20 protein-coding genes and 1 pseudogene are annotated in these 24199 nt (G+C 34.5%); 6 read left to right on the top strand and 15 right to left on the bottom strand.

Translation table 11 applies throughout. The features are described from left to right. Positions 1–455 precede the first annotated feature (455 nt). Positions 456–1658 (bottom strand): L-lactate MFS transporter, encoded by a 1203-nt coding sequence (locus DN393_RS02940; RefSeq protein ID WP_064477288.1) that lies wholly within the window; start codon positions 1656–1658, stop codon positions 456–458. A gap of 489 nt (positions 1659–2147) precedes the next feature. Between DN393_RS02940 and DN393_RS02930 the strand changes: the two genes are divergently transcribed. After that, entirely contained in the window at positions 2148–2333 is a 186-nt protein-coding gene (locus DN393_RS02930; protein WP_000646787.1) for a YkvS family protein, read from the top strand. A 58-nt stretch (positions 2334–2391) separates the two neighbouring features. On the opposite strand, the gene DN393_RS02925 is transcribed toward DN393_RS02930, so the two are convergent. Continuing rightward, the gene (locus DN393_RS02925; protein ID WP_064477290.1) at positions 2392–2691 is read right to left on the bottom strand and encodes an ArsR/SmtB family transcription factor; all 300 of its coding nucleotides are present in this window, start codon (positions 2689–2691) and stop codon (positions 2392–2394) included. Positions 2692–3021: 330 nt separating this feature from the next. On the opposite strand from DN393_RS02925, the gene DN393_RS31355 reads away from it, so the two are divergent. Further along, entirely contained in the window at positions 3022–3195 is a 174-nt protein-coding gene (locus DN393_RS31355; RefSeq protein ID WP_064477291.1) for a hypothetical protein, read from the top strand. A gap of 123 nt (positions 3196–3318) precedes the next feature. Here DN393_RS31355 and DN393_RS02920 read toward each other — a convergent pair whose 3' ends face one another. The 4 genes from DN393_RS02920 to DN393_RS02905 all read right to left on the bottom strand — a co-directional run bounded on the left by DN393_RS02920 (position 3319) and on the right by DN393_RS02905 (position 8258). After that, a complete protein-coding gene (locus DN393_RS02920; RefSeq protein ID WP_103655316.1) occupies positions 3319–6408 on the bottom strand; it encodes an AAA family ATPase in 3090 nt (1029 codons plus the stop codon). After that, on the bottom strand, positions 6405–7562 hold the full coding sequence (locus DN393_RS02915) for an exonuclease SbcCD subunit D (protein WP_064477293.1): 1158 nt from the start codon (positions 7560–7562) through the stop codon (positions 6405–6407). Before DN393_RS02915 ends, DN393_RS02920 begins: the two co-directional genes overlap by 4 nt. Positions 7563–7577: 15 nt before the next feature. Next, positions 7578–7817 carry a DUF2584 family protein gene (locus tag DN393_RS02910; RefSeq protein WP_000667347.1) on the bottom strand — a complete coding sequence of 80 codons (240 nt, stop codon included), beginning with the start codon at positions 7815–7817 and terminating at the stop codon, positions 7578–7580. Between the two features lie 183 nt (positions 7818–8000). Further along, a complete protein-coding gene (locus DN393_RS02905) occupies positions 8001–8258 on the bottom strand; it encodes a hypothetical protein (protein WP_046955733.1) in 258 nt (85 codons plus the stop codon). A 316-nt stretch (positions 8259–8574) separates the two neighbouring features. On the opposite strand from DN393_RS02905, the gene DN393_RS02900 reads away from it, so the two are divergent. Continuing rightward, entirely contained in the window at positions 8575–9630 is a 1056-nt protein-coding gene (locus DN393_RS02900; protein WP_064477294.1) for an enoyl-CoA hydratase/isomerase family protein, read from the top strand. Between the two features lie 227 nt (positions 9631–9857). Further along, positions 9858–10490 (top strand): LysE family translocator, encoded by a 633-nt coding sequence (locus tag DN393_RS02895; protein ID WP_000572331.1) that lies wholly within the window; start codon positions 9858–9860, stop codon positions 10488–10490. 70 nt (positions 10491–10560) lie between these two features. Here the strand turns inward: DN393_RS02895 and DN393_RS02890 are convergent, their stop codons facing one another. The 8 genes and pseudogenes from DN393_RS02890 to DN393_RS02855 all read right to left on the bottom strand — a co-directional run bounded on the left by DN393_RS02890 (position 10561) and on the right by DN393_RS02855 (position 20212). Next, positions 10561–12021: a CoA-acylating methylmalonate-semialdehyde dehydrogenase gene (locus DN393_RS02890; RefSeq protein ID WP_098102831.1), complete on the bottom strand. Its 1461-nt coding sequence runs from the start codon at positions 12019–12021 to the stop codon at positions 10561–10563. A gap of 36 nt (positions 12022–12057) precedes the next feature. Beyond that, positions 12058–12948 (bottom strand): NAD(P)-dependent oxidoreductase, encoded by an 891-nt coding sequence (locus DN393_RS02885; RefSeq protein WP_149173305.1) that lies wholly within the window; start codon positions 12946–12948, stop codon positions 12058–12060. A 16-nt stretch (positions 12949–12964) separates the two neighbouring features. Further along, on the bottom strand, positions 12965–14674 hold the full coding sequence (locus DN393_RS02880) for an acyl-CoA dehydrogenase family protein (RefSeq protein WP_064477298.1): 1710 nt from the start codon (positions 14672–14674) through the stop codon (positions 12965–12967). A gap of 154 nt (positions 14675–14828) precedes the next feature. Beyond that, positions 14829–15737: a methylisocitrate lyase gene (gene prpB / locus DN393_RS02875; protein WP_063261135.1), complete on the bottom strand. Its 909-nt coding sequence runs from the start codon at positions 15735–15737 to the stop codon at positions 14829–14831. An 18-nt stretch (positions 15738–15755) separates the two neighbouring features. Further along, entirely contained in the window at positions 15756–17192 is a 1437-nt protein-coding gene (prpD, locus tag DN393_RS02870) for a 2-methylcitrate dehydratase (protein ID WP_064477299.1), read from the bottom strand. Between the two features lie 98 nt (positions 17193–17290). Continuing rightward, on the bottom strand, positions 17291–18412 hold the full coding sequence (gene mmgD / locus DN393_RS02865) for a citrate synthase (RefSeq protein ID WP_064477300.1): 1122 nt from the start codon (positions 18410–18412) through the stop codon (positions 17291–17293). Positions 18413–18808: 396 nt separating this feature from the next. Further along, positions 18809–19051 (bottom strand): annotated as a pseudogene (locus DN393_RS02860) (HesB/YadR/YfhF family protein). A 15-nt stretch (positions 19052–19066) separates the two neighbouring features. After that, the gene (locus DN393_RS02855; RefSeq protein ID WP_088046824.1) at positions 19067–20212 is read right to left on the bottom strand and encodes an MFS transporter; all 1146 of its coding nucleotides are present in this window, start codon (positions 20210–20212) and stop codon (positions 19067–19069) included. 237 nt (positions 20213–20449) lie between these two features. On the opposite strand from DN393_RS02855, the gene DN393_RS02850 reads away from it, so the two are divergent. Further along, entirely contained in the window at positions 20450–20731 is a 282-nt protein-coding gene (locus tag DN393_RS02850; protein ID WP_064477302.1) for a hypothetical protein, read from the top strand. A gap of 230 nt (positions 20732–20961) precedes the next feature. Here DN393_RS02850 and DN393_RS02845 read toward each other — a convergent pair whose 3' ends face one another. Beyond that, the gene (locus tag DN393_RS02845; RefSeq protein WP_064477303.1) at positions 20962–23469 is read right to left on the bottom strand and encodes a transglycosylase domain-containing protein; all 2508 of its coding nucleotides are present in this window, start codon (positions 23467–23469) and stop codon (positions 20962–20964) included. A 465-nt stretch (positions 23470–23934) separates the two neighbouring features. Between DN393_RS02845 and DN393_RS02840 the strand changes: the two genes are divergently transcribed. After that, on the top strand, positions 23935–24144 hold the full coding sequence (locus tag DN393_RS02840) for a KTSC domain-containing protein (protein WP_000977083.1): 210 nt from the start codon (positions 23935–23937) through the stop codon (positions 24142–24144). Positions 24145–24199: the final 55 nt, after the last annotated feature.

Raw genomic sequence — 24199 nt, 5'->3', positions numbered from 1 at the left:
AATAAACTTGTCAACCTATTTTTATTTTTCAGATAAAACATTTTAGTGATTCTCAATACAATTACATCTAAAAGCATTAATAAGTACTTACATTACACATTTAATTCATCCCCCTCTTTTTAAACTTGTAGAAGATTAACTGTAGATACCTTCATTTACAAAGCCTTATCAAAAACTCAAGTACATATTTTCTCAATATTTTTCTGAAAATACCGATAAAATATATCTTGCAATTACTAATGTATGTCTTGTTTATAATTTAAGATTTAATTCGTATTTCGAATATGATGTATCATTTTTCAATATTCCAATATAATCCAAATTGGTATTTCACTAACTTTTTTGTCTCAAAAAATCCCAAAAATTATATAACTTCGTTACAACCATTCATAAAAAAGCACCCTATTTAATAGGATGCTTTTTCGTATTTATAGTGTGATAGAAGATTTATATACTTATGCTACACTGCGATACTCTTCTTCTTTTTCTTTTTTCTGCTTAGGTGCTTGAATTAATATTGCGATAACAAATGATACGACACATAATACACCGATCACCGTGAAGGTTGGTTTGAATCCACCTAGAAGAGCACCGATAAAGGAACCTGCAAGTGCTCCAAATCCAAATCCTTGATACACAATTCCGTAGTTCTTACTATGGTTTTTCATACCGTAGAAATCACCAACGATAGCTGGGAAAATAGTGATATTTCCACCAAAGCAAAACGCTACGCTTGCTACACATACGAAGTAGATACCATAATTTAAATCTACGAAACTTAAAACCAAGACTGAAGCTGCCATAACAACAAATGTACCAGTAACGATTTTTAAACGGCCAATTTTATCTGATAACGGTCCTAAAATAATACGACCTAATGTATTGAAGATTGCAACCATAGCCACCGCATTAGCTGCTGTCGCTGCGCTAAGCCCTACAAGTTGAACACCAATGTCTTTTACCATACCAATTAAGTATAAGCCACTCATACATGATGTAAATAACATAATAAATAATAAGTATACTTGTTTTGTGCCTAACATTTCTTTCGTTGTATATTCCTGAGTTTTTGTTTCATGAACTGCTCCTTGATCTGCAGCTTGATGGATTAAACAAGCGCCAAGGACAATCATAGCTGTAACAATTAAACCCCAGTATATAAACGCTTGTGATACACCAACTGATTCAATTAACTGTGCGTTAATATATTTAAAGATTAAGCTACCCGAACCATATGCAGAGACAGAAATACCAGCAATTAAACCTTTACGCTTTGGAAACCACTTTATTAAATTGGATAGTGAAGTGATATATGCTGTACCATCTGCATAACCTACAACAACCCCTGCTAGTACATAAAGCAATAATAATGAGGAAGCTTGTGAACTAAGTATTAATCCTAGTCCTAACGCTAGTCCAGCTATCATAATAAGTTTTCGAAGTCCCCACTTTTCTTGCAATTTACTCGCAAATAAAGTTGAAAACGCTAAGGAAAGACTAGTAATTGAGAAAGTTATAGCAACAGCGTTTAGACTCCAACCATATTTACTAACTAAAGGCTGATTGAATAAACTCCATGTATATATCGTCCCAAGTCCCATTTGTACTATGACTGTGCCAAGGACAACAAGCCATGGATTAACATTTGATTTTTTCATATCATTCCGCCTCCTCTTTCTATTTCAATGCTATTCGCTAAATTTTCTTTTTTTATGTTCATATTGGCCACCTCATTTGATTTAACACCTTCATTGTATAAGATGTCCCTGATTATGTAAGCACTTACAAGATAGAGCGTCAAAAATATGGAATCAGTTACAGAAAACGAAGGTCGAAATACAAAAAACGAATTATTAAATACGTAAGTAGCTATTATAATATTTTGCATCAATACGACTTACAGCGGTTTTATCATCTTCTTTTATAAAAATTATGTCTCAATTTATATGATGGCTAGATTGCAAAATTTTGATTTTCCTATACAAACAGAAAAAAACACTTTTTACACTACGATGTACTTTAGTTTTATTTATCAATAAAACAACAAATATTTTTTAAAAAAATAAAACTAAATATTCACTAATATAGCTTTACGTGGTTTAATATATATAATAAAAAAATATTTCTGTCTTTAATGAGGAGGTACTATGAAAGCAAACGTAGGCGATACTATACTTTTTCAACGAAATAATTTAAAAATTACGGGATCTGTACTAAAACTTTATACTGAATCGGTCTTAGTTGAAATTACAGATGTAAGCGGTGGTACTTTTGAATTTGATCGAACAATTGTAAATCATAAAAACTATAAAATTTTAAATGCGAATACATAAAACAACAAAAAATAGCCCCTGCTCACCAGCAGCGGCTATTTTATATGAAAACACTTCATTAGTTTATATATCCTAAAACACTTACAATCTTACTCGCTTTTAAATTATTAATATGATAATAAATTTCTAAACCTCTTCGCTCAGCTCGTAACACTTTACCTTTCATTTTTGATAAATGTTGCGAAACAGTCGATTGTGGAATATTTAGTAATTCTGTTAATTGTGTTACGTTACAAGTTTTTCTCGTACTTAATTCATTTACAATTTGTAATCGGATTGGATGCGCCATGATTTTTAAAATATCTACATCTTCTTCTGAAACTAAACTTTTTCTCATTTCATTCGTATATGTTGTCATAAGACATTCCCCTTTTATATGAATTCCTCTTATTTAGATCTATTTCCAAAATATTTAAAACTCCGATGTGAAACCTTTATATAAAAATAATAGAATTTTAAATTTTTAAAAACAGAACGAAATACAATTCACTTTATTTATTTGGTACATATACATAATACAATTTTAATATGTGCTCTATGTGAAGTTAGCATAAATTTGTAATGAAGATTTTTCAAACAATTCACATCTAACTATATACATCCTCATAATACTATCCAGTGATTTTAACATATTTTAGGCGTTTGTATATACTATCTACAAAATAAATGTTGTTTAGGGGGATTTCAAATGCCAACAATGTTACAAGAAGAAGTTGAAGAAGCGCACGAAACATATGTCAGTCGTATCATATTGGTCGGTGGATCAGCTTTATTTTTAGTCGGTGGTGTTATCTCGGCAATTTCGGCCTTTAAAACGTATAATCGCTTGGAAAATACACCGCCTTCTACAGATAACTCTTAGGTGAATTATTTAATTCTGAATAACAAACAAATGCCGTCTCTAAAAAGAGACGGCATTTGTTTGTTCATAAGTTCTTTACTAGAAAATCGCAAACAATACTTTGTGCATGAATTACAATTGAACTTACTTCACCACAAACCTAGTCTGACTACACCCATCCTTCTGCTTCGTTACTTCTAACACAGCCGGCATTGCGTTTTTCAGCTCTTGAACGTGTGAAATAACACCGATAAATCGGCCTGATTTTTGTAAGTCAATTAAGGCGTCAACTGCTTTTGTTAATGACTCCTCATCTAATGAACCAAAACCTTCGTCGATAAACATCGTTTCGATGGAAATACCACCTTCATACGATTGAATGACGTCTGCCATTCCAAGCGCTAAACAAAGTGATGCATTAAATTTCTCACCGCCAGATAATGTTTTTACATCGCGTGTTTGACCTGTATATGCGTCGTATACATCTAAGCCTAATCCACTTTGACGATTTCTCTTCTCAACTCGTTCACTTCGTTTTAAATAAAATTGTCCATTTGATAATTTACGTAATCGTTCGTTTGCAATTTGAACAATTTGTTCTAAATACTCAATTAAGATGTAACGTTCAAATGATATACGGCTTTCGTTATCACCTTTCATTACTTCATATAAATCAACAAGTTCTTGGAAAGCTTTTTCTTCCTCATGAATTTGTTCATCAATTCGTCTAATGTTTTCATGTAAATCAGAAATATATGTTACCGCAGTTTGCGCACGTTGGCGTTTTTCTTTTATTATATCGAGATTAATTTGTAATTCTATTATGTGTTCACCTAACGCCGTAATATCCATGTACTCTTTATCTTTTAATTCAGCATGTAACTCTTCAATTTGTTTTGCAAGCACTTCAAGAGATGAATAATAACTTTGAATTTCTTTTTGTAACATCTCCATCTCAATATCACTTAATTTAGCTTCTTTATACGTGGATTGATCTGTAAATCCGCTCTGTTCAAGCTCTTTCATAAAGCGCGTAAACGTCTCTTCTTTCTTTAATTTTGTACTTTCAAATTGATTAGAAGCACTTTCCTGTTCTGCTTGAATTCGTATATTTTCATTTTGCCAATGTTGATACGCTTCCTGCACTTTCTTCCATTCGTCCTCCATTAATTTGAGTTCATGCATAGCTTGGTCAAACTGGACTTTCCAAGCTTGGACTGTTTGTAAGTTTTCAGGAATATTTTTCTTATCATGTTCATATGACGTACGAAGCTGCATACACTCCATTTCTATACGGTGCTGCTCTGTTTCTACCTCACGCTTTTGCTTTTGAAGTGCATCTATTTTTTCTTCTACGCTTTTTATATTCACAGCAGTTTGCTTACGCGTTTCTTCGCTTGCTTTTAACGTATTCACTTCAGTTGCTAATTGCTTTCCCTTTTGAACAAGCGCACTATATGTTTCAACTAATTCTTCCGAGCGATAGCCTCGCTTCTTAACATCTTCTATTACCTGCTCATATTGAAGATGATAGAAATTCCATTTCTCCTCTAATTGAACATGTAACTTTTCAGCAATATTCTTCTTGTCTCTTAAATCATTTAACTCTTTTTCATCGATCGCATTACTTTGTTCTATAGCTTTTTTCGGATGGTTCGTACTACCGCATACTGGACAAGATCCACCATCATGTAAATGAAGAGCTAATATACCAGCTTGTTCACTTAACCAGCGGCGTTCCATATTTTCATATGCGTTCACTGCCATTTGCATCTTATTGTATGCCGCTTCTTTTTCGTTCTCGAATTTTTGTTTTTCTTGCCAAACATCATATGCTTGCTTTAAAACTTTTGCATCTTCTCGCATATTCGTTAGTTCTTCTACTTTAGCTACATATTGCTCAAGTGCTCGTTCTAATTGCTGTAATTCACCAGACATTAGCTGTTTTTGATTTGTATGCTCCTCTAATTGTCGATCTAAGTTTTGCATACTTTCTTTTAGTTTCCCTACTTGAAGTTCTGCATTTTTTAAATTCAATTGTTTCTCAGCCAATGATGCAATAATCGGTTGTAACTCTTCTAATCTTTGAACAAGTTTTTTTGCATTTTCTCTCTCAGGTTCTTTATTCTTTACTGCTTCATATTTCTCCTGAGCAAGTTCAAAGCTACTCGTTATATTTTCTTTTTTGGCGATTATTTGTTTTAACAAACTTTCAGCCTTCTGCTCATTTTGCATTGCTTCTTCATACCATTGTTCAAATGGTAATAAGCGCTTCGCTTCTTCCGCACGTTTAAAAGATGTTTCTTTCATTTCAATAACGGTACGATTTTCCTGTAAAGTATTATATTTCTCATTCTTTTGTTGTAAATCTATAAATTTCTCATTTACAGATTTCGCTGTATGAAAACGAGTTTCAGCATCTTTTAATTGCTTCGTTTGAACATCTTGTTCTAGTTGTAATTGCTCAACCTCTACCTTATACGCAGCTGTTTCTTGTTCTAATGCTTCTACTACTTGATGCGTGTTTACATGTTCTTGTTCCACTAATGTCTCTAATAATGCTCCATCGCGGATTGGTAATTTAAAAACATTACGGAAGTATAACTCTCGCTCTTTCTGCTTTTCTTGTAAAACGTCTTTCCATTGTTTTCGTTTTTGATCAAGTAACTCACGCATTAACTTATAACGATCCGTTTTAAAAATTCGACGTAAAATTTCTTCTTTGTTTTCTGTCTCAGATGTTAATAGTTTTCGGAATTCCCCTTGTGGTAACATAACAATTTGGCTAAATTGATGTTTACTTAAACCAATTAAATCTTCCACTTTTTTATTTACATCCGTTACATGGAAACGATCAACAGCTGGAACATTTTCTTCATCAATCACTTCATATAGTTCTACTGCATGTCCCGTAATTGTCTTGTTCCCTTGTTTTTTATGTCCAAGTTGTCGTTTTATTTCATAACGTTTCCCTTTTAACTGAAAGGTTAGTTCTACACTTGTATACATATTATCATCAGCAAATTGACTGCGAAGCATGCTCGTATCACTACGTTCTTCTCCGCTTGCCTCACCATATAACACATAACAAATCGCATCAAAAATCGTTGTCTTTCCAGCTCCTGTATTCCCAGAAATGGCGAAAATACGATGATCTCCAAGATCGTTAAAATCGATTACTTCTTTCTGTTTATATGGCCCAAATGCTGTCATAATTAGCTGAATCGGTCTCATCCTCGTTCACCTTCCCGTTCTTGCACTGTTTGTAGTACTTCTACAAATAGACGTTCTTTCTCTTCTGATAAATCTAAGCCTTTCATTTCTTTATAAAAAGCCTTTAATAACGATAAATCATCCGTTTTATGTCTTGAAACAGTTACTTCATTTGACTCTGTGAACTCTCGTCTTTGAATAGATCTTTCAACATGCATTGCATTTGGATATACAGAGCGTATTTTTTCCATTGGCTGCAAGACAGGATTTTCGTCTAATAATTTTACAAACACGTAATCTTCACTTACTGGATGTTGTAATAATTCATCTATTTTCGCTTCTACTGTTCGCATTTTACGACGTGGTGCAAGTAACCTTTTTTCAATTGTTGCTTCACCTTGCTCGTCCAGTTCCACAATATAATATCCTTTTTTATGTTTTTCTTCAGAAATAGAATATGCAAGTGGAGAACCTGAATATCGAATTGTCTCATTACGTACGAAATGCGCTTGATGTAAATGTCCAAGCGCTGTGTAATGAAACTTATCAAAATAATGACTATTTACGTATTCAGCACCACCAATTGAAAGTGGTCGTTCTGCATCACTTGTATTCTCTTCCGCTTCTCCCGCAGAAGTTACAAATGCATGACCAACAAATACGTGTCTTACTTCTTTATCCATCGTTTCAGAAAGCTCATTCATAAAAATACGCATCGCATCATCATGAGAACGTACGTCTTCGTTTTTCAAAACATGTCTAACTATGCTTGGATCCGCATATGGAACGAGATGGAAGTGAACCTCGCCATATTCATCATTTAATATAATTGGCTCATATGGAAATTGAAATTGTCCCACAATAAATAATCCTTGTTTCTTCATTAAATTACTTCCAAAATGAATACGATCTGGACTATCATGGTTTCCAGCAACCGCAATAACTGGTGTTTGTAAGTCAATCACTATTTTTTGTAAAACATCATTTAATAAGTCTACTGCTTCCGTAGGTGGAATTGCTCGGTCATATAAATCCCCTGCAATAATTACCGCATCTGGTTTTTCTTCTTCAACAGCTTGTACAAACTGATCTAATACAATCTTTTGATCTTCAGTCATATACACGCCATGAACGAGCTTTCCTAAATGCCAATCCGCTGTATGAAATAACTTCATAGTTTCCTGCTCCTTTTAATTTACTGATTTTAGTGATACGAGTTGATAGTTTATTGTAGTTTTTCCGTTTTCCCACTCTAACTTTTGTATCATTGCACTACCAATTCTTTCTTCATTTGATTTATATAAAGGCAATATTTCTTGAACTGTAAATAAGTGATAACCATCCAATTTTAATTGAAATATGTTTTCTTCTATATGTAATCTTACTTCTTTTTCATTTGAAATAATTTTTGTGTGCATCTCAAATTTCATGACAGATACAACCCCTTTTTCTAATTTCCACATTATTAATAGTATATTGGCTATGCAAGATTGACAAGTAAATACACGGCAAAGTACACACTTTTCTACCGCTATATGTTTTTTATTTTTACATATAATACGGTATGTGAAATTTTATTTATTGTAAAAATAAAAATGTCTAATGTGACATCTTTATTTTTGTATAAAGTCTTTCATTACATAATATAAAACTGTAATGAAAACGATCGCTACAAAAAATGAAAATACTGCGATAATGTACCCATCCTTATTTAATAAAATGCAAAAAGAAATAGATATGATAAAAATCGGAAATACAAGCCGTACTTTATCCTTCACTTCCTCTGTCGTATCTGTATGATGAAAATACTGCGTAATCCCTATCATTAAAGAAGACAAAATAATCACCGACAATAGTAAAGGTCCTGGCATTCCGATTTCTCCTTTCTCTATTTCTAATGAAAAGCAATTTTTCTTTCGTCATAATCACTTCAAATACTCTTTTTGAAGTGATTATGTACAATTTACACATATATAATAGCGTGTTTATCATGATAATTTCAAATAATTACAATTACAGTAATGTTGTAATATTCATTTTCAACCTCAAAAATCCTGCAAATATATCTCGTCAAAATATGCGGTATACAAATTAACACATACCGTCAACTTTAGACAAAATTTATAAAGGACATTTCAGTACGTATCAAGAATTAAGAATAAGAAGATATGTAAGGGAGGGTGAATTATGACTGAACACGTTTTATTTTCTATTAGCGAAAACGGCGTTGCATCAATTACTTTAAACCGCCCAAAAGCACTTAATTCTTTATCTTATGACATGTTGCAACCAATCGGGCAAAAACTGAAAGAATGGGAACATGATGAGCGAATTGCGCTTATCGTATTAAAAGGAGCTGGCACTAAAGGTTTTTGTGCAGGCGGCGACATTAAAACTCTTTATGAAGCACGTTCAAATGAAGCTGCATTACAGCATGCGGAACGTTTCTTTGAAGAAGAGTATGAAATTGATACATATATTTATCAATATAAAAAACCAATCATCGCTTGTTTAGATGGAATTGTAATGGGTGGTGGTGTCGGTCTTACAAATGGTGCGAAATATCGAATTGTAACTGAGCGTACGAAATGGGCAATGCCAGAGATGAATATCGGCTTCTTCCCAGATGTCGGTGCTGCTTATTTCTTAAATAAAGCTCCAGGATTTGCTGGCCGCTATGTTGCGTTAACAGCAGCTGTTTTAAAAGCTTCTGACGTATTATTTATAAACGCTGCTGATTACTTTATGACATCTGATTCATTACCAAATTTCCTTACTGAACTTGAAAGTGTAAATTGGCATAAAGAAGATGATGTACATACTAATTTAAAAAAAGTCATTCGTACATTTGCAACTGCTCCAAGCTTAGAAAGTGAACTTGCTCCTTCATTAGAAGAAATGAATTCACATTTTGCATTCGATACAATTGAAGAAATCATCCATTCATTGGAGAAAGATCAAAGTTCCTTTGCTTTAAAAACGAAAGAAACGCTATTATCAAAATCTCCTATTTCGTTAAAAGTAACATTAAAACAGTTTATTGATGGACAAGATAAGTCCGTTGAAGAATGTTTTGCTACCGACCTTGTACTTGCTAAAAATTTCATGAGACATGCGGATTTTTTCGAAGGAGTACGTTCTGTTGTCGTTGATAAAGATCAAAATCCGAATTATAAATATAAGCAGTTAAGTGATGTTTCAGAAGAAGATGTAAATCGATTCTTTAACTTACTTAATGCATAATAAGGTGAAACATTAATAAGTGGGGGTTCATTGCCCGCTTATTATTAGCCCTCACCGATCGTCCGGTCATGCGGGCTAAAATTGAGGCTATATAGTAGTGAAATTCCACTACTATATAGCCTCTTTCTCATTTAATAATTTTTAATAAAATTTAATTTTATTAAATCAAAATATGTGCTACACTATTTTTAATCAAATATTCTAAAAATAAAAAAGGAGGAGCAACTATGATTGAAAATTATTTTCTTTTCATCATTATGTCTATTTGTCTTATTATTTTACCCGGTCCTGATACTGCAATGGCGACGAAAAATACATTGGTTGCTGGTAAAGTCGGTGGAGTGAAAACAGTGTTCGGTACATGTGTTGCACTTTTAATTCATACTTTAGCAGCAGTAATCGGACTTTCCGCAATTATTGTAAAGTCAGCTCTTTTATTTTCTATTTTCAAGTACGTTGGAGCTCTATATTTAATTTATATTGGCATTAAAGCCCTTTTAGCGGTAAGAAACAAAGAAGGCTTTGATACGAACGATATATCTTTAAATAATGAAGATGAACACACTTCTTGCTTTCGCCAAGGGTTTCTTACGAATTTATTAAACCCTAAAGTTGCAGTCTTCTTTTTAACCTTTTTACCGCAATTTTTAAATCCAAATCATAATACGTTTATCCAACTTCTCGTAATGGGTCTTACTTACCTCGTTTTAACAGTTATTTGGTTCGCTTTTTATATATTTTTAATTGATAAAATTAGTGCTTTTATGAAAAAACCGAGGACGCAACGTTATATTCAAGGCTTAACAGGAATCGTCTTAATCGGTTTTGGTATTAAACTAGCTTTTGAAAAAAATAATTAACAAGACGAAAACCACCACTATTAATAGTGGTGGTTTTCATTTAACAACTGATTTGGCTGTTCACTCTATATTAAAACCAGCGCTCAGTTACAACTTTTTTACGTGTATAGAATTGAACACCATCTGTACCATTTGTACCTAAATCACCAAAGAAGGAAGCTTTATTTCCTGCAAATGCGAAGAATGCCATTGGTGCTGGAACGTTTACGTTTACACCGATCATACCAGCATCGATATTATCACGGAACGTTTGTGCATGTTTACCATTTGACGTATAAATAACCGCGCCATTTGCAAATTTAGATTGATTTGTTAATTTAATACCTTCTTCTAAATCTTTAACTCGTACAATGCTTAATACTGGAGCAAAAATTTCATCTTGCCAAATTTTCATTTCTTGATTTACACCATCAAAGATTGTCGCACCTACAAAGTAACCTTCTCCAACTTCTTCCTTAATTTTGCGGCCATCAACTAATAAAGTTGCTCCATCTGCTACACCGCTATTAATATAGCCTAATACACGCTCTTTATGAGATTCACGAATTAATGGTCCAACATAATTATCTTCGTGGAAACCGTCACCTACTTTTAATTTCTTCGTCTCTGCTACTAGTACGTCGATGAATTCATCAGCAATTTCATCTACTACCGCTACTACTGAACATGCCATGCAGCGCTCTCCACTACTTGCGAATGCAGATCCAATTACACCTTGCACTGTTTTCTCAAGATTGCAATCTGGCATTACAATCGCATGGTTTTTCGCACCAGCTAACGCTTGTACACGTTTCCCGTGTTTCGTACCTGTTTCATACACGTAACGAGCTACCGGCTCAGAGCCAACGAACGAAACAGCTTGAATATCTTTACTTTCTAAAATGCTATTTACAACATCTTTTCCGCCTTGTACTAAATTTAATACTCCTTTTGGAAAACCAGCTTCATAGAATAATTCTACAAGTCGCTCTGCTAAAAGTGGCGTTCTTTCAGATGTTTTTAATACGAACGTATTACCGCAAGCAATTGCAAGTGGGAACATCCATAATGGAATCATCATTGGGAAGTTAAACGGTGTAATACCAGCAACAACTCCAATTGGATAGCGCCAAATCGATCCATCAATGCCGCTAGCAATATTCGGAAGAGCTTGTCCCATCATTAAATTTGGTGCTGATGTTGCAAGTTCTACCGCTTCAATCCCACGCTGTACTTCACCAGTTGCATCCGTTAACGTTTTACCATTTTCTAGCGTAATGATTTTTGCAAGCTCGTCTTTGTTTTCTTGTAAAAGCTGTAAATATTTATACAATTGTCTTGAACGATTCGGAACTGGTACTTTAGACCATATTTCGTATGCTGCTTTTGCCGCTTCAACAGCTTTTTCAACATCTTCTTTCGGAGATAATGGAACGTAAGCGATAATTTTTCCAGTCGCCGGATTTGGAACTGCTTCTACTTCTGTACCAGTAGATTCTACCCACTCACCATTAATATGATTTTTTACTCGTTTAATTTCAGTTGTAATCATTATATTCTCTCCTTTTTTATGATGTATATAATTCTATTATTTTTGATTAGAAATTAATTGTTCACTAACTTTCTTATATAAAGCAGCCATATCGTTTTCGCCGTACCCAGCTTCACTTGCTTCTTCATATACGTTTAATAGCATCTCACTAACTGGTAAGTGCAGTTCGCTTTCTTTCGCTAAATCTACTGCAAATCCTAAATCTTTCTTTAATAAATTTACAGTAAAGCCTGGATCGTAGTTTTCAGTTGCAATGAAACTTTTATAATTACGCTCATAAATTCTGCTTTGACCGTAACTTACATTTAAAATATCAAACATTTTATCTAAATCCATATTATTCTTTTTCGCTAATGTTAAAGCTTCACTCACACCAGCTGTATAAAAACCAATTAATAAGTTATTAATTAATTTCACTGTTGTACCACTATCAATATTCTCACTAACATGGAAAACATTCGCGCCTAGTACGCTCATGATAGATTCCGTTTTCTCATATACTTCTTTCGATCCACCAACCATAAACGTTAATGTACGGTTTTCGGCTCCAATTACCCCACCACTAACAGGTGCGGCTAAAAGGTCTACTTTCTTTCCCTTCGCAGCTTCCTCTAACTGTTTGTTTAACTGTGGAGATACAGTACTTGTATCAATTAAAATTACATTCGAATGGCTATTTTCAAATAAGCCTTCTTCGCCAAAATATACCGCTTCAACAGCGCGAGGTGAAGGTAAACTTGTAAAAATCACATCACATGTTTCTGCTAGTTTTGAAATTGATAAGCCGATAATTCCTCCTTCTTTTTCAAAGGAAGCTTCAGCCTCTTTATTTAAATCCACACCATATACTGTGTAACTTGATTTAACTAAATTTTTAGACATTAGAAGACCCATGTTACCTAAACCGATAAAACCAATCTTTTTCATATCGCTTTCCTCCTATTTACACAATATACTTTCCACGATTTATAATAGCTTTCGCAATTTCTCTCTTTTTTGTAAATACGTTCGTGTATAAAGGCACTAATAATTGACGAATTTCAGTTAAAATCACGTGTCTATCTTGTTCTTCTGTGACAGCCGCTGAAAGTATAGAAACCGCTGCTTCTTCTACATTACGATAGCCTTCTTCACAAATAACGTCAGTTATCATTTGTTTCGTACGCTCTTTCTCATCACCATTTTTACTAATTGCTTTACTCGTACGTAAAAATGCTGATTCCATGACGTACACGTCCGTTAACATATTTGATAATACACGTGAATATTCTTGCTCTTGATCAATTTTCAACCCCGGAGTTTTAGAGAGCGTTTTCAAAGATTGTTTCAACAATTTTTTTGCTAATAAAATGTAACGATGGTTTCTTTCGACATTTTCTACATCAATTTCTACTTCAGTATCTTCAATTTGTTCCATTTGCTTCATTAACATTTTGGCAACTGTTAATCTATTAATTTCGTTCGTTCCTTCAAAAATACGACTAATTCTAGCATCACGATATAATCGTTCTACCTCGTACTCTTGCATATAACCGTAACCACCATGAATTTGTACAGCTTCATCTACGATATGACCAAGTGTTTCAGAAGCATTTACTTTATTAAGTGCACATTCAATTGCAAATTGAGACATTTTCTTCATAAGATCTTCATCACTCTCATGAATTGCTTCATCAATGACACCTGCTGTACGATAAGCTGCACTTTCTGCTCCATATGTAGCAATGATCATATTTGCAATTTTCTCTTGAATCATCGTAAAATCTACTAATTCTGTTTGGAACTGTTTTCGCTCTTTTCCATATTGAACCGATAAACCAATTGCTTGTTTTGCTGTTCCAATATTTCCAAAAGCCAGCTTTAGTCTAGCAAAGTTAAGGATATTAAGAGCTACGTGATGCCCTTTCCCAACTTCCCCTAAAACATTTTCAGCAGGGATGACAACATCTTCTAAAATTAGGGTAGCCGTTGAAGAACCTTTAATCCCCATTTTCTTTTCTTCTAGTCCAATGGATACACCTTCACATGTTCTTTCGACAATAAACGCTGTCATTCCTTTATTTGTCTTCGCAAAAACAACGTATACATCTGCCATATGAGCATTTGTAATCCACTGCTTCTCACCATTTAACTTCCAAGCAGTTCCATCTTCATTTAATACAGCACTCGTTTTTGCACTTAAAGCATCAGAACCAGCATTTGGCTCAGTTAAAGCATAAGCCCCAATCCATTCTCCAGACGCAATTTTCGGCAAATATTTTTCTTTTTGTTCTTTCGTTCCATAATATATGTAAGGCAATGTACCTACACCAGCGTGTATATTAAAGGAAACGCTAAATGCACCAGCATATCCCATTTTTTCTGCTACAAGCCCTGAAACTGCCTTTCCTAACTCAAATCCACCGTACTCTTCTGGGACCTCGATACTTAATAATCCAAGTTCTCCAGCTTTCTCAAATAATTGACGAGAAACTTCATAGTTATGTTGTTCAATAGTCTCCATTTGTGGAACAATTTCTTGTTTAACGAATTGTTCTGTCGTTTTTGCGATTAAATCTTCATCTCCGGAAAAATCTTCTGGCGTAAAGAAACTATGATTCACATTTTTATTAAGTGAAAAAAATTCATCCCACGGTAACTTCGTTTTCTCCATCTGAATCCCCCTATCATTTCGGCCTTACTTGCTACTACGTATGCTCGTCTACGATGAGTGGAATTTCTTATTTTTGAAAACAGAAGGCGATGAATTTTCACATCAAGCAGTTCGTTTTGCCAAAGATGTATTCTCATCGCCTTAGTTGTTTTATCTATTGATCCTCTGATAATACTGTTTTTGCAATTCCAGTATCTAATTCTTCAAAGTCATGATATGAAATTGTTTCATATAACTCACTTCTCGTTTGCATACTTGAAAGTGCATCTTTTTGAGAACCTGTTTCCTTAATTAAAGTAAACACATTCTCATATGCTTTCGCTGCAACACGAAGTGAAGTTACAGGATAAATAACCATTTGGAAGCCCATATTCGCAAATTCCTCTGCACTATAATACGGCGTTTTCCCGAACTCAGTCATATTCGCAAGTAAAGGTGCATTTACTTTACTATTAAATAGACGGAACTCTTCTTCTGATTGAAGTGCTTCAGGGAATATCGCATCTGCACCTGCTTTTACATAGGCGTTCGCTCTATCGATCGCTTCATCTAAGCCTTCTACACCTCGAGCATCTGTACGTGCCACAATATATAAGCTTGGTGCAACTTCTTTAATCGCTTTAATCTTTTGAACTAATTCTTCTGTAGTAACGAGTTTCTTACCATTTAAATGTCCACATTTCTTTGGTAATTGTTGATCTTCAATTTGAACAGCTGCAACTTTCGCTTCTACCATTTCTACCGCTGTTCTCGCTACGTTTAAGACACCGCCAAATCCTGTATCAATGTCAACAAGAACTGGTAAGTCTGTAGCTCTTACTAGATCTCTTGCTCTCTCTGCTACTTCAGTAGACGTCACGATTCCTAAATCAGGCAGTCCTTTACTTGCAGTATAAGCAGCTCCTGATAAATAAAGAGCTGAAAATCCTGTATTTCTCGCAACTAAAGCTGCCATTGCGTCATGTGCACCTGGAATTTGCAAAATTTCATTTGCTTCTACTAAAGCTCGGAAGCGATTCGCAAGCTCCTCTTGTGTTGACTGTTTATTCACAACCCAAGCCATTCTAAATTCCCCCTATCATTAATTTAAAAATAGATCTACAAATTCGTTTACATTCATATTTTCTAGTTTTTCTTCATTTAGACAAACTTCATGAATTTGTTCTTGCTGCTTACTAGAATAATGACCTGCCATATTTGCAGTGAATTTTTGAACAACTTTTGGAATTGCTTCGTCTCTACGGAAACGGTGACCAAGTGGATATTCACATTCCACATTTTCTGTTACAGTGCCATTCTTGAAATGAACTTGAACAGCGTTGGCGATTGAGCGCTTGTTCGGGTCAAGGTAATCTAAACTGTACTGTTTGTTTTCAACAACAACCATCTTATTACGTAATTCATCTACACGTGGATCATTTGCTACTACATCCTCATAATCATCCGCAACGATATCTCCTTTTAATAAACCAATTGCCGTAATGTATTGTAAGCAATGATCACGATCAGCTGGGTTATTTAATGGACCTTCTTTATCGATAATACGAATTGCTGATTCATGAGTTGTAATTGTAATACGGTCAATTTCATCTAATCTTTCTTTAATTTCTGGATGTAATTTCACAGCACACTCTGCAGCTGTTTGTGCATGGAACTCTGCTGGGTATGAAACTTTAAATAATACATTTTCCATTACATAAGACTCTAACGGTCTTGCTAACTTTAATTCTTGTTTATTGAATAATACATCTTGGAATCCCCAACCTGGTGCAGATAATGCTGTTGGATAACCCATTTCACCTTTTAGAGCAGTCATTGCAAGATGAACACCACGGCTTGTTGCATCACCTGCTGCCCATGATTTACGTGAGCCAGTATTTGGTGCATGACGATATGTACGAAGACTAGAATTATCAATCCATGCATGTGATAATGCATTAAAGATTTCTTCACGTGTTCCGCCAAGCATTTTTGCAACTACAGCAGTTGTTGCTACTTTTACGTATAATACGTGGTCAAGACCAACACGATTCAAACTATTTTCTAAAGCTAGTACACCTTGAATTTCATGTGCTTTAATCATCATTTCTAATACTTCACGTACTTTTAATGGTTCTTTTCCTTCTGAAATACGAACACGGCTAATATAATCTGCAACTGCTAAAATTCCGCCTAAGTTATCAGATGGATGTCCCCACTCTGCTGCAAGCCAAGTATCGTTATAGTCTAACCAACGGATCATACATCCGATATTAAATGCACCTTTCACTGGATCAAGCACATATGACGTACCTGGTACACGTGTACCATTTGGTACGATTGTTCCTGGTACAACTGGTCCTAGTAATTTCGTACACTCTGGATATTGTAGTGCTAAAATTCCGCATCCAAGCGTATCAAGTAATACGTAGCGAGCAGTACTGAATGCTTCTGCACTAGTTACCTCTTTATTTAATACATAATCCGCAATTTCTTCTAATAATGCATCTTTTTGTTTAATTTCATTTGTTTTAATCATACTATTCTTCCCTTTCTGTCGAAAATTCGTTATTATTAATGATGGGTGTCGGTCAAACACCCATCTAGCGGGCGGCGCTAACAACTCCCCAGTTGTTCTTATTTACTAAGTACATGTCGCTCGCCAATATAATTAACACGTGGACGGAACAATCGATTGTTCGCATGTTGCTCAATTACGTGCGCACATAGTCCTACTGTTCTAGAGCTAAAGAAGATTGGTGTGTAAAGTTGAATTGGAATACCAAGCATCCAATATACTGGAGCTGCATAATAATCAAGGTTCGGATAAATTCCTTTTTCCTTCTCCATAATCTTTTCTCCAGCTTCACACATTTCATATAGTGTATAATCACCTTTTACATCACATAACTGCTTCAAAGCTTCCTTCATCATCAGTGCTCTTGGATCCATCTTCTTCATGTACACACGATGTCCAAAGCCCATAATTTTTTCTTTGTTATATAATTTCTTCTGTAACAACTCTTCAAACTTCTCAACATTACCAGCTTCTAACAGCATGTACATAACCGCTTCGTTCGCACCACCGTGTAAGCTACCTTTTAAAGATGCAACTGCCCCTGTTAAAGCACCATATAAGTCCGATTGCGTTGATGCAATAACGCGCGCTGTAAATGTAGAGTTTGGCATTTCATGTTCACTATATAAAACAAGGGAACGATCAAAGATCTTCTCCTCAAGTTCAGTTGGTTTTTTACCTGTTAACATATAGAAGAAATTCGCGCTATATGTTAATTCTTGAAGAGGCTGGATTGGCTCTTCATTATTTAAAATATGATAGCTATTCGCTACAATGTTTGGTACTTTGCTCAATAATTTGTACCCGCGGCTTTTGTTTACTTCTAACGAGCGGTTTTCGATATCATTATCGTAACCAGCTAATGCGGACACACCTGTACGCAATCCATCCATCGGGTGCGTTTCTTTCGGTAATGCCTTTAATACGTTGAATACACCTTCTGGTACCGCGTATTCTTCTTTTAATTTCTTTTCAAGTTGTGCTTTTTCATCCTCATTCGGTAGATGTTCTTCCAATAAAAGGTGCACAATATCTAAATACTCTTTTGTTTTTGAGAGTTCGATTAAATCATACCCTTGAATTACAATTTCACCTTTCACTGTGTCAAGAAACGAAATTTTCGTCTCCGCTGCCACTATACCATCTAATCCCGGGGAAAATTTTTCTTCAGCTTTCATCATTATTTCCTCCAATCCTAATAGATCTTCGTGCACATAACTGTAAGCCTTTACAAAATCGTGAAACTACATTTCTATTTCAATGTATCAGAGTTTTTAGAAGATTTCAATTTATTTTATAATGATAAGTTTCCTATACTTTTACCGATGTAACAATACAATTTTTCAAAAATAATTTTCACATTTTATAAAGAAAGGACTGACTTCTTTATATGTCTTATTAAAACAAAATATAAGGATGACTCAGAAAATCCCACAGAATATATCATTCAACCAATTTTTTTAAGAAAATAAAAAAAACGAGCTGTACACATATACAACTCGTTTCTACATGATATTTATTTCACTATCTCATCAATATAATTCTTATATAAAACTTATTTATTTTTAAAAAAGTTATTATTTCACATAATTAAATTGAATTTCTTCCGTTTCCTCATAGTAACATTTAACTAAATGATAGTTTTAAAGTACCAAAGATTATAAACATCTCCCAAAATAGAATGACTTCTTTCTCAACTGACACGATTTCCCCATCTGATTTCTCAGAAACTATCCCTAAAGAATAGGCCGGCTGAATTGAACTATTATTATGTTATCCTTTAACCATTGTAAATCGTTAAGTTCAATTGAAATTTTCATCTTTGTTACTCCCGTTTACGCAAATTCTTTTTTACCTAATCGCTGTTTTACAAAAATGACAAAAATAATGAAAGCGATTAGTCCTGAAATTGCACTACCTACAAATAAAATACGGTAACCAAACATTTGCGAAATAACTCCAAGTAAAATCGCACCAAGTCCAATCCCTAAATCAAATGCAGTAAAGAATGAAGCGTTAGCAACTCCTCTTTTACTCGGATCAACAATTGTAAGCATCGCTGCTTGTAATGCGGGCTGTGCTGAACCGAATCCAACACCGTATAATGCAGCTGCGATAACTACCCCTATTAAACTATTTGAAATCGTTAATACAACTATCGCGATAATCGTAATACATAGTGCCGGGAGTATAATAAATACTTCTCCATACTTATCTAATAGTTTTCCTGAAATTGGTCTTACAATCGTTAAAGCAACTGCATATACAAGAAAGAATGTCCCAGGATTCACATCGATTGAAGATGCAAATAGCGGTAAAAACGTCGTAATTCCTCCATATGCAAATGATAAAAAGAAAACTACAATTGTAATGGATAGAACCGATTTTTCAAACAACTGCATTTTCCCTTTTTCTTTTTGTGGTGTGAATGGCATTTTCGTCATGAACGATAATAGGACTGCCATAAAGGATAAAAGAGTTGCCAACAAGAATAGACCGTGAAATGAATAATGTTGTACAACCGATAATCCAATCATTGGGCCGATTGCCATTGCAATTGTCATAGCCATCCCGTACCAACCCATACCTTCACCACGGCGTGAATCTGGAATAATATCAGTTATCGCTGTTCCAACAGCTGTTGTAGAAACAGCCCATGTCACTCCGTGAATAACGCGTAAAACTGCTAAAAGGACTATAGTCGATGCTAAATTATAGGAATACATCGTTAGCCCAAAAAGGATGAGTCCGAAAATAATAAACGATCTTCTACCATATTGATCTAACATCCCTCCAATAATCGGTCGTATTACAACTGCAGCTATTGTAAACATTCCCATCATGAGTCCAACTTGTGATTCATTGCCGCCTATCTCTTTAATAAAGAGCGGGAGCGTTGGTACAAGTAAATAAAATCCTGTAAATAAAAATAACATTGCGAAAGTCATTTGAATAAATGATTTCGTCCATAATCGTTCCATTAAAATTCCTCCATAAACACGTATATTCTTGCAATTAACACCTCCATTTTACATTTTCTCAGTCCCTTTTCCCTCCGTAAATAGACGTAACTTTTTATAATAAATGGTCCACCATCAATATAAATTGGTCTTACAACTTTATAAGTATACATTAGCCTAAAGTCCTATCTATATGTACCTTTATACGCGTGAAAAGAATATACTACTTTATTATCACAACTTAGGAGTGATTATGTTATGTGGGTATCTTCAAGAGTAACGGCCGTCGTTCCTTCGACTCCTGGGATACACGTTCCAGCCGTTCATACAGCTAGTTCCGATGTAGGAATTGAACTTCCTGCAACTTGGCAACAATATCAAATTCCAGGTCAAGTTACTCCCTCATTTTGGCATCATGGCGCACATCCAAGTAGTACCACCTTTCAAAGCCAAAGTTATCCTCCATTACCTCAGGCTCAAGTTTTTTATCATTTCCCTTCTATTTATTTCCAAAATTTCCACGGTACTTTTAACATTTAAATTCATCCTTGCATAGCTGCTGCATTTTAACAAAAATAATACTTCAAATAGAAAATTATGTAGTAATTTCACAGAACAACTATTTAATCCTAAAAACCTATAAACTGCTTACTATAGACTTTTCTGTAGGAAATCAATAATCAACATTTTAATTTAAACGATAAAAAAGCACTTAAGATTGTAATTTTTACAAATCTTAAGTGCTTTTTTGTACTTTTTATTAACTTCTCTTATTGTCCATTATTGACAGGGGCTTCTCCTGCATTCCCGCCAGTATCTGGTTGTGTGGTCGCTGGAGGTGTTGTATTTCCTTGACCAGCTCCATTATTTGCTGGAGGTGTTGTATTTCCTTGGCCTCCTCCATTATTTGCTGGAGGTGTTGTATTTCCTTGACCTCCTCCGTTATTCGCTGGAGGTGTTGTATTTCCTTGACCAGCTCCATTATTTGCTGGAGGTGTTGTATTTCCTTGGCCTCCTCCGTTATTTGCTGGAGGTGTCGTTCCTTGGCCATTTCCATTATTTTGTTCATTTTGTTTCTTTTCTTCTTCTTGTTTCTTTTGCTCTTCTAGTTTCTTTTGTTCTTCTTGCTTCTTCAGTTCCTCTTGTTGCTTTTGTTCTTCTTGTTTTTTAAGCTCTTCTTGTTTCTTTAATTCTTCTTTGTTTTTCTCTTCTTCAGTTTTTTGCTTTTGATCTTGTTTTGGTTGTTCCGTTGTATCCGGTACGCTCGTATTTGGTGAAGAATCACGTTTTTCACCTTTTATACGTAGCTCACTACCTTCTTGAATAACGCTACTTGGCATTTTAAAGCGTGATTTGTCAGTAGCAAACTCACTCATCATTTCTTTAAAGATCAACTGTGCAATTTTCGTATTTTTACTACTAATATACTCGTCTTTACCATCTTTCATATATCCAGTCCATACCGCCATCGTATATTGCGGCGTATAACCTGCAAACCAACTATCACGAGTCGCACTTTCTGGAATGTTATATTGAGCTAATTGTTTTGAAGCATAGTTTGTTGTACCTGTTTTACCAGCTACATCTAAAGAGCTAATATTTGCTGCTGTACCAGTACCTGATGTTACTACTGAACGAAGCATATCAGTGATCATATATGCTGTAGAGTCAGCTATAACTTGTTTTGGTTTTTGCTCAAAACTTTGTGACTTGCCGTCTGGATAAACTACTTTCTTAACAAAATGCGGTTTTGCATACTTTCCACCATTACCAAATGTCGCATAAGCACCCGCCATTTCAGTTGGTGAAACTTCATTTGTACCTATAGCTGTTGATTCTGCCAGCGGTTTATTAAATGTAATACCTAATTTCTCAGAGAATTCCTTTGATTTATTAAGTCCTACTTCTTTTGCAGTTTTAACTGCTGGAACGTTACGCGACATTTTTAATGCTTCACGCATAGTAATTGGGCCTAAATGACTTCTGTCCGCATTTCGAAGTTCTTGTCCAGTTGAATATTTAAATGGAGAATCATCAATTTGATGATATGTAGCCCATTTTAAGTATTCAATTGCAGGACCGTAATCAAAGATTGGCTTCATCGTCGAACCAGCTGCACGATCTAATTCAATTGCCATATTATGCCCTTTAAATACTGCTTTATTTTCACCGCGCCCACTACCTATAGCACGAACCTCACCTGTTTTCGTATCCATAAATGTGAAAGCACCTTGGAATTTATCATTTGGATAGTTAATAATATTTTCATCTAATATCCTATCAGCAGCTTTCTGTGCATCTTTATCTAAAGTTGTATAAATTTCCAAACCGTCAGAACCAATATTAGCATCTGGCAATTCTTTTTCTACTTCTTTCACAACTGCATCCATAAATGCAGGATATGGCATTGCTTGTACAGTTGCAGTTTTAAGTCCATCTGTTACTTTAACTTTCGAAGCTTCTTCCATTTCTGCCTTCGTAATATAACCATGTCGATTCATTAATTTTAATACAACATCTCTTCTTTCTGTTGCTCTTTGAATATTGTCCGTTTTCGTTGGATCATAGTTATTCGGTGCTTTCGGTAAACCTGCAAGCATCGCAACTTCTGGTAATGTTAACTCTTTTAATTCTTTACCATAGTAGTTTTGTGCTGCTGTTGCGATTCCATATGAACGGTTTCCTAAATTAATTTTATTTAAATACATTTCTAAAATTTCATGTTTTGAATACTGTTGTTCTAGCTTATACGCTAAATATATTTCCTGAACCTTACGTTTTGATGTTTTTTCCATCGATAAGAAATAGTTTTTAATAACCTGCTGCGTTATCGTACTTCCACCTTGTGAGCCGTAATCTCCTTTAAGACTCACTAACACAGCCCGGGCAGTACCTTTGAAGTCTACTCCGCTATGCTCATAAAAACGTGCATCTTCTGTTGCTAAAAATGCATTTTCTACTAATTTAGGAATTTGATCATACGTAACATTCGTCCGTTTTTCTTTCCCATATTCATAAACCAAATCGCCATTTTTATCATAAATTTTTGAGGATAACGGATTAACAAGTTTTGCTTTCTCAAGTTTTGGTGCATCCTTAATCATTACGAAGAAGGTAGCAACCCCTGCCACTAAACCAACAATACCAAGTAATAAACAAGTAATTAAAAACTTACGAAAGAACGATGTTTTCCCTTTTGGTTTTTGTGTTTTAGAAGCTGGCTGTTTTTTCTTTTTAACTTGTCGTCGCTCCTCTCGAGAACGATAATTTTCTGACATGTTACTTTCTCCTGCCTTTCAATTCTCCCGTTGATTTACTTAAAAATATTGAGGTCACTTTCTAAACTGAATTTCATTAAGAAAGTATATTGACCTGGAGCATTCAATATTTTCCTAATTCACAGATTATAAATTTTAGAATTCTTCTTATGCAAACTATTTTCACTTCTATTTTTCCTAATAATGCTGCCCCTTTAAGCATAGAATGTAAAAAGTGAATTTTTATACCTCGTATAAATAATATACCTTTTTTTCAAATGGTCAATATTTTCTTATTTATAAATCAAAGGTGAAATAAAAATAGCACAACGATATGTACTTCGTGTGAACTTCCTTATTATTACGTATAACAAACATTTAATATATTGCATATAAGTATAATACCTCTTTAATTATAAGGATTTCAACACCACAAACTCAACATCTACAAGAAATAATAAAAAATGAAAAGTGAGGAGTTGCGTAATGATGAAGCTATCTCCCGTGAGTTCAAAAAATATAGTTGCTGTTGGCTATAATCCTTTTTCTATGATTTTACGCATTCAATTAAAGAATGGAATGTATGATTTCTTTAACGTGCCTGAAAATATTTACACCGGTTTATTAAGTGCACAATCTAAAACTAATTATCACAATACTTATATTAAAAATTCTTACCGCTATACTAAAATTTAAACTTAAACAGAATGAAAAAAGAAAGGAGGTAGTCCCCCCTTTCTTTTTTTAATCA

This window comes from Bacillus sp. BPN334, from assembly GCF_008368885.1.
GTDB lineage: Bacteria > Bacillota > Bacilli > Bacillales > Bacillaceae_G > Bacillus_A > Bacillus_A wiedmannii.
The sequence above is the reverse complement of the archived record's forward strand: the minus strand, read 5'-3'. Positions and strand labels throughout refer to the sequence as shown.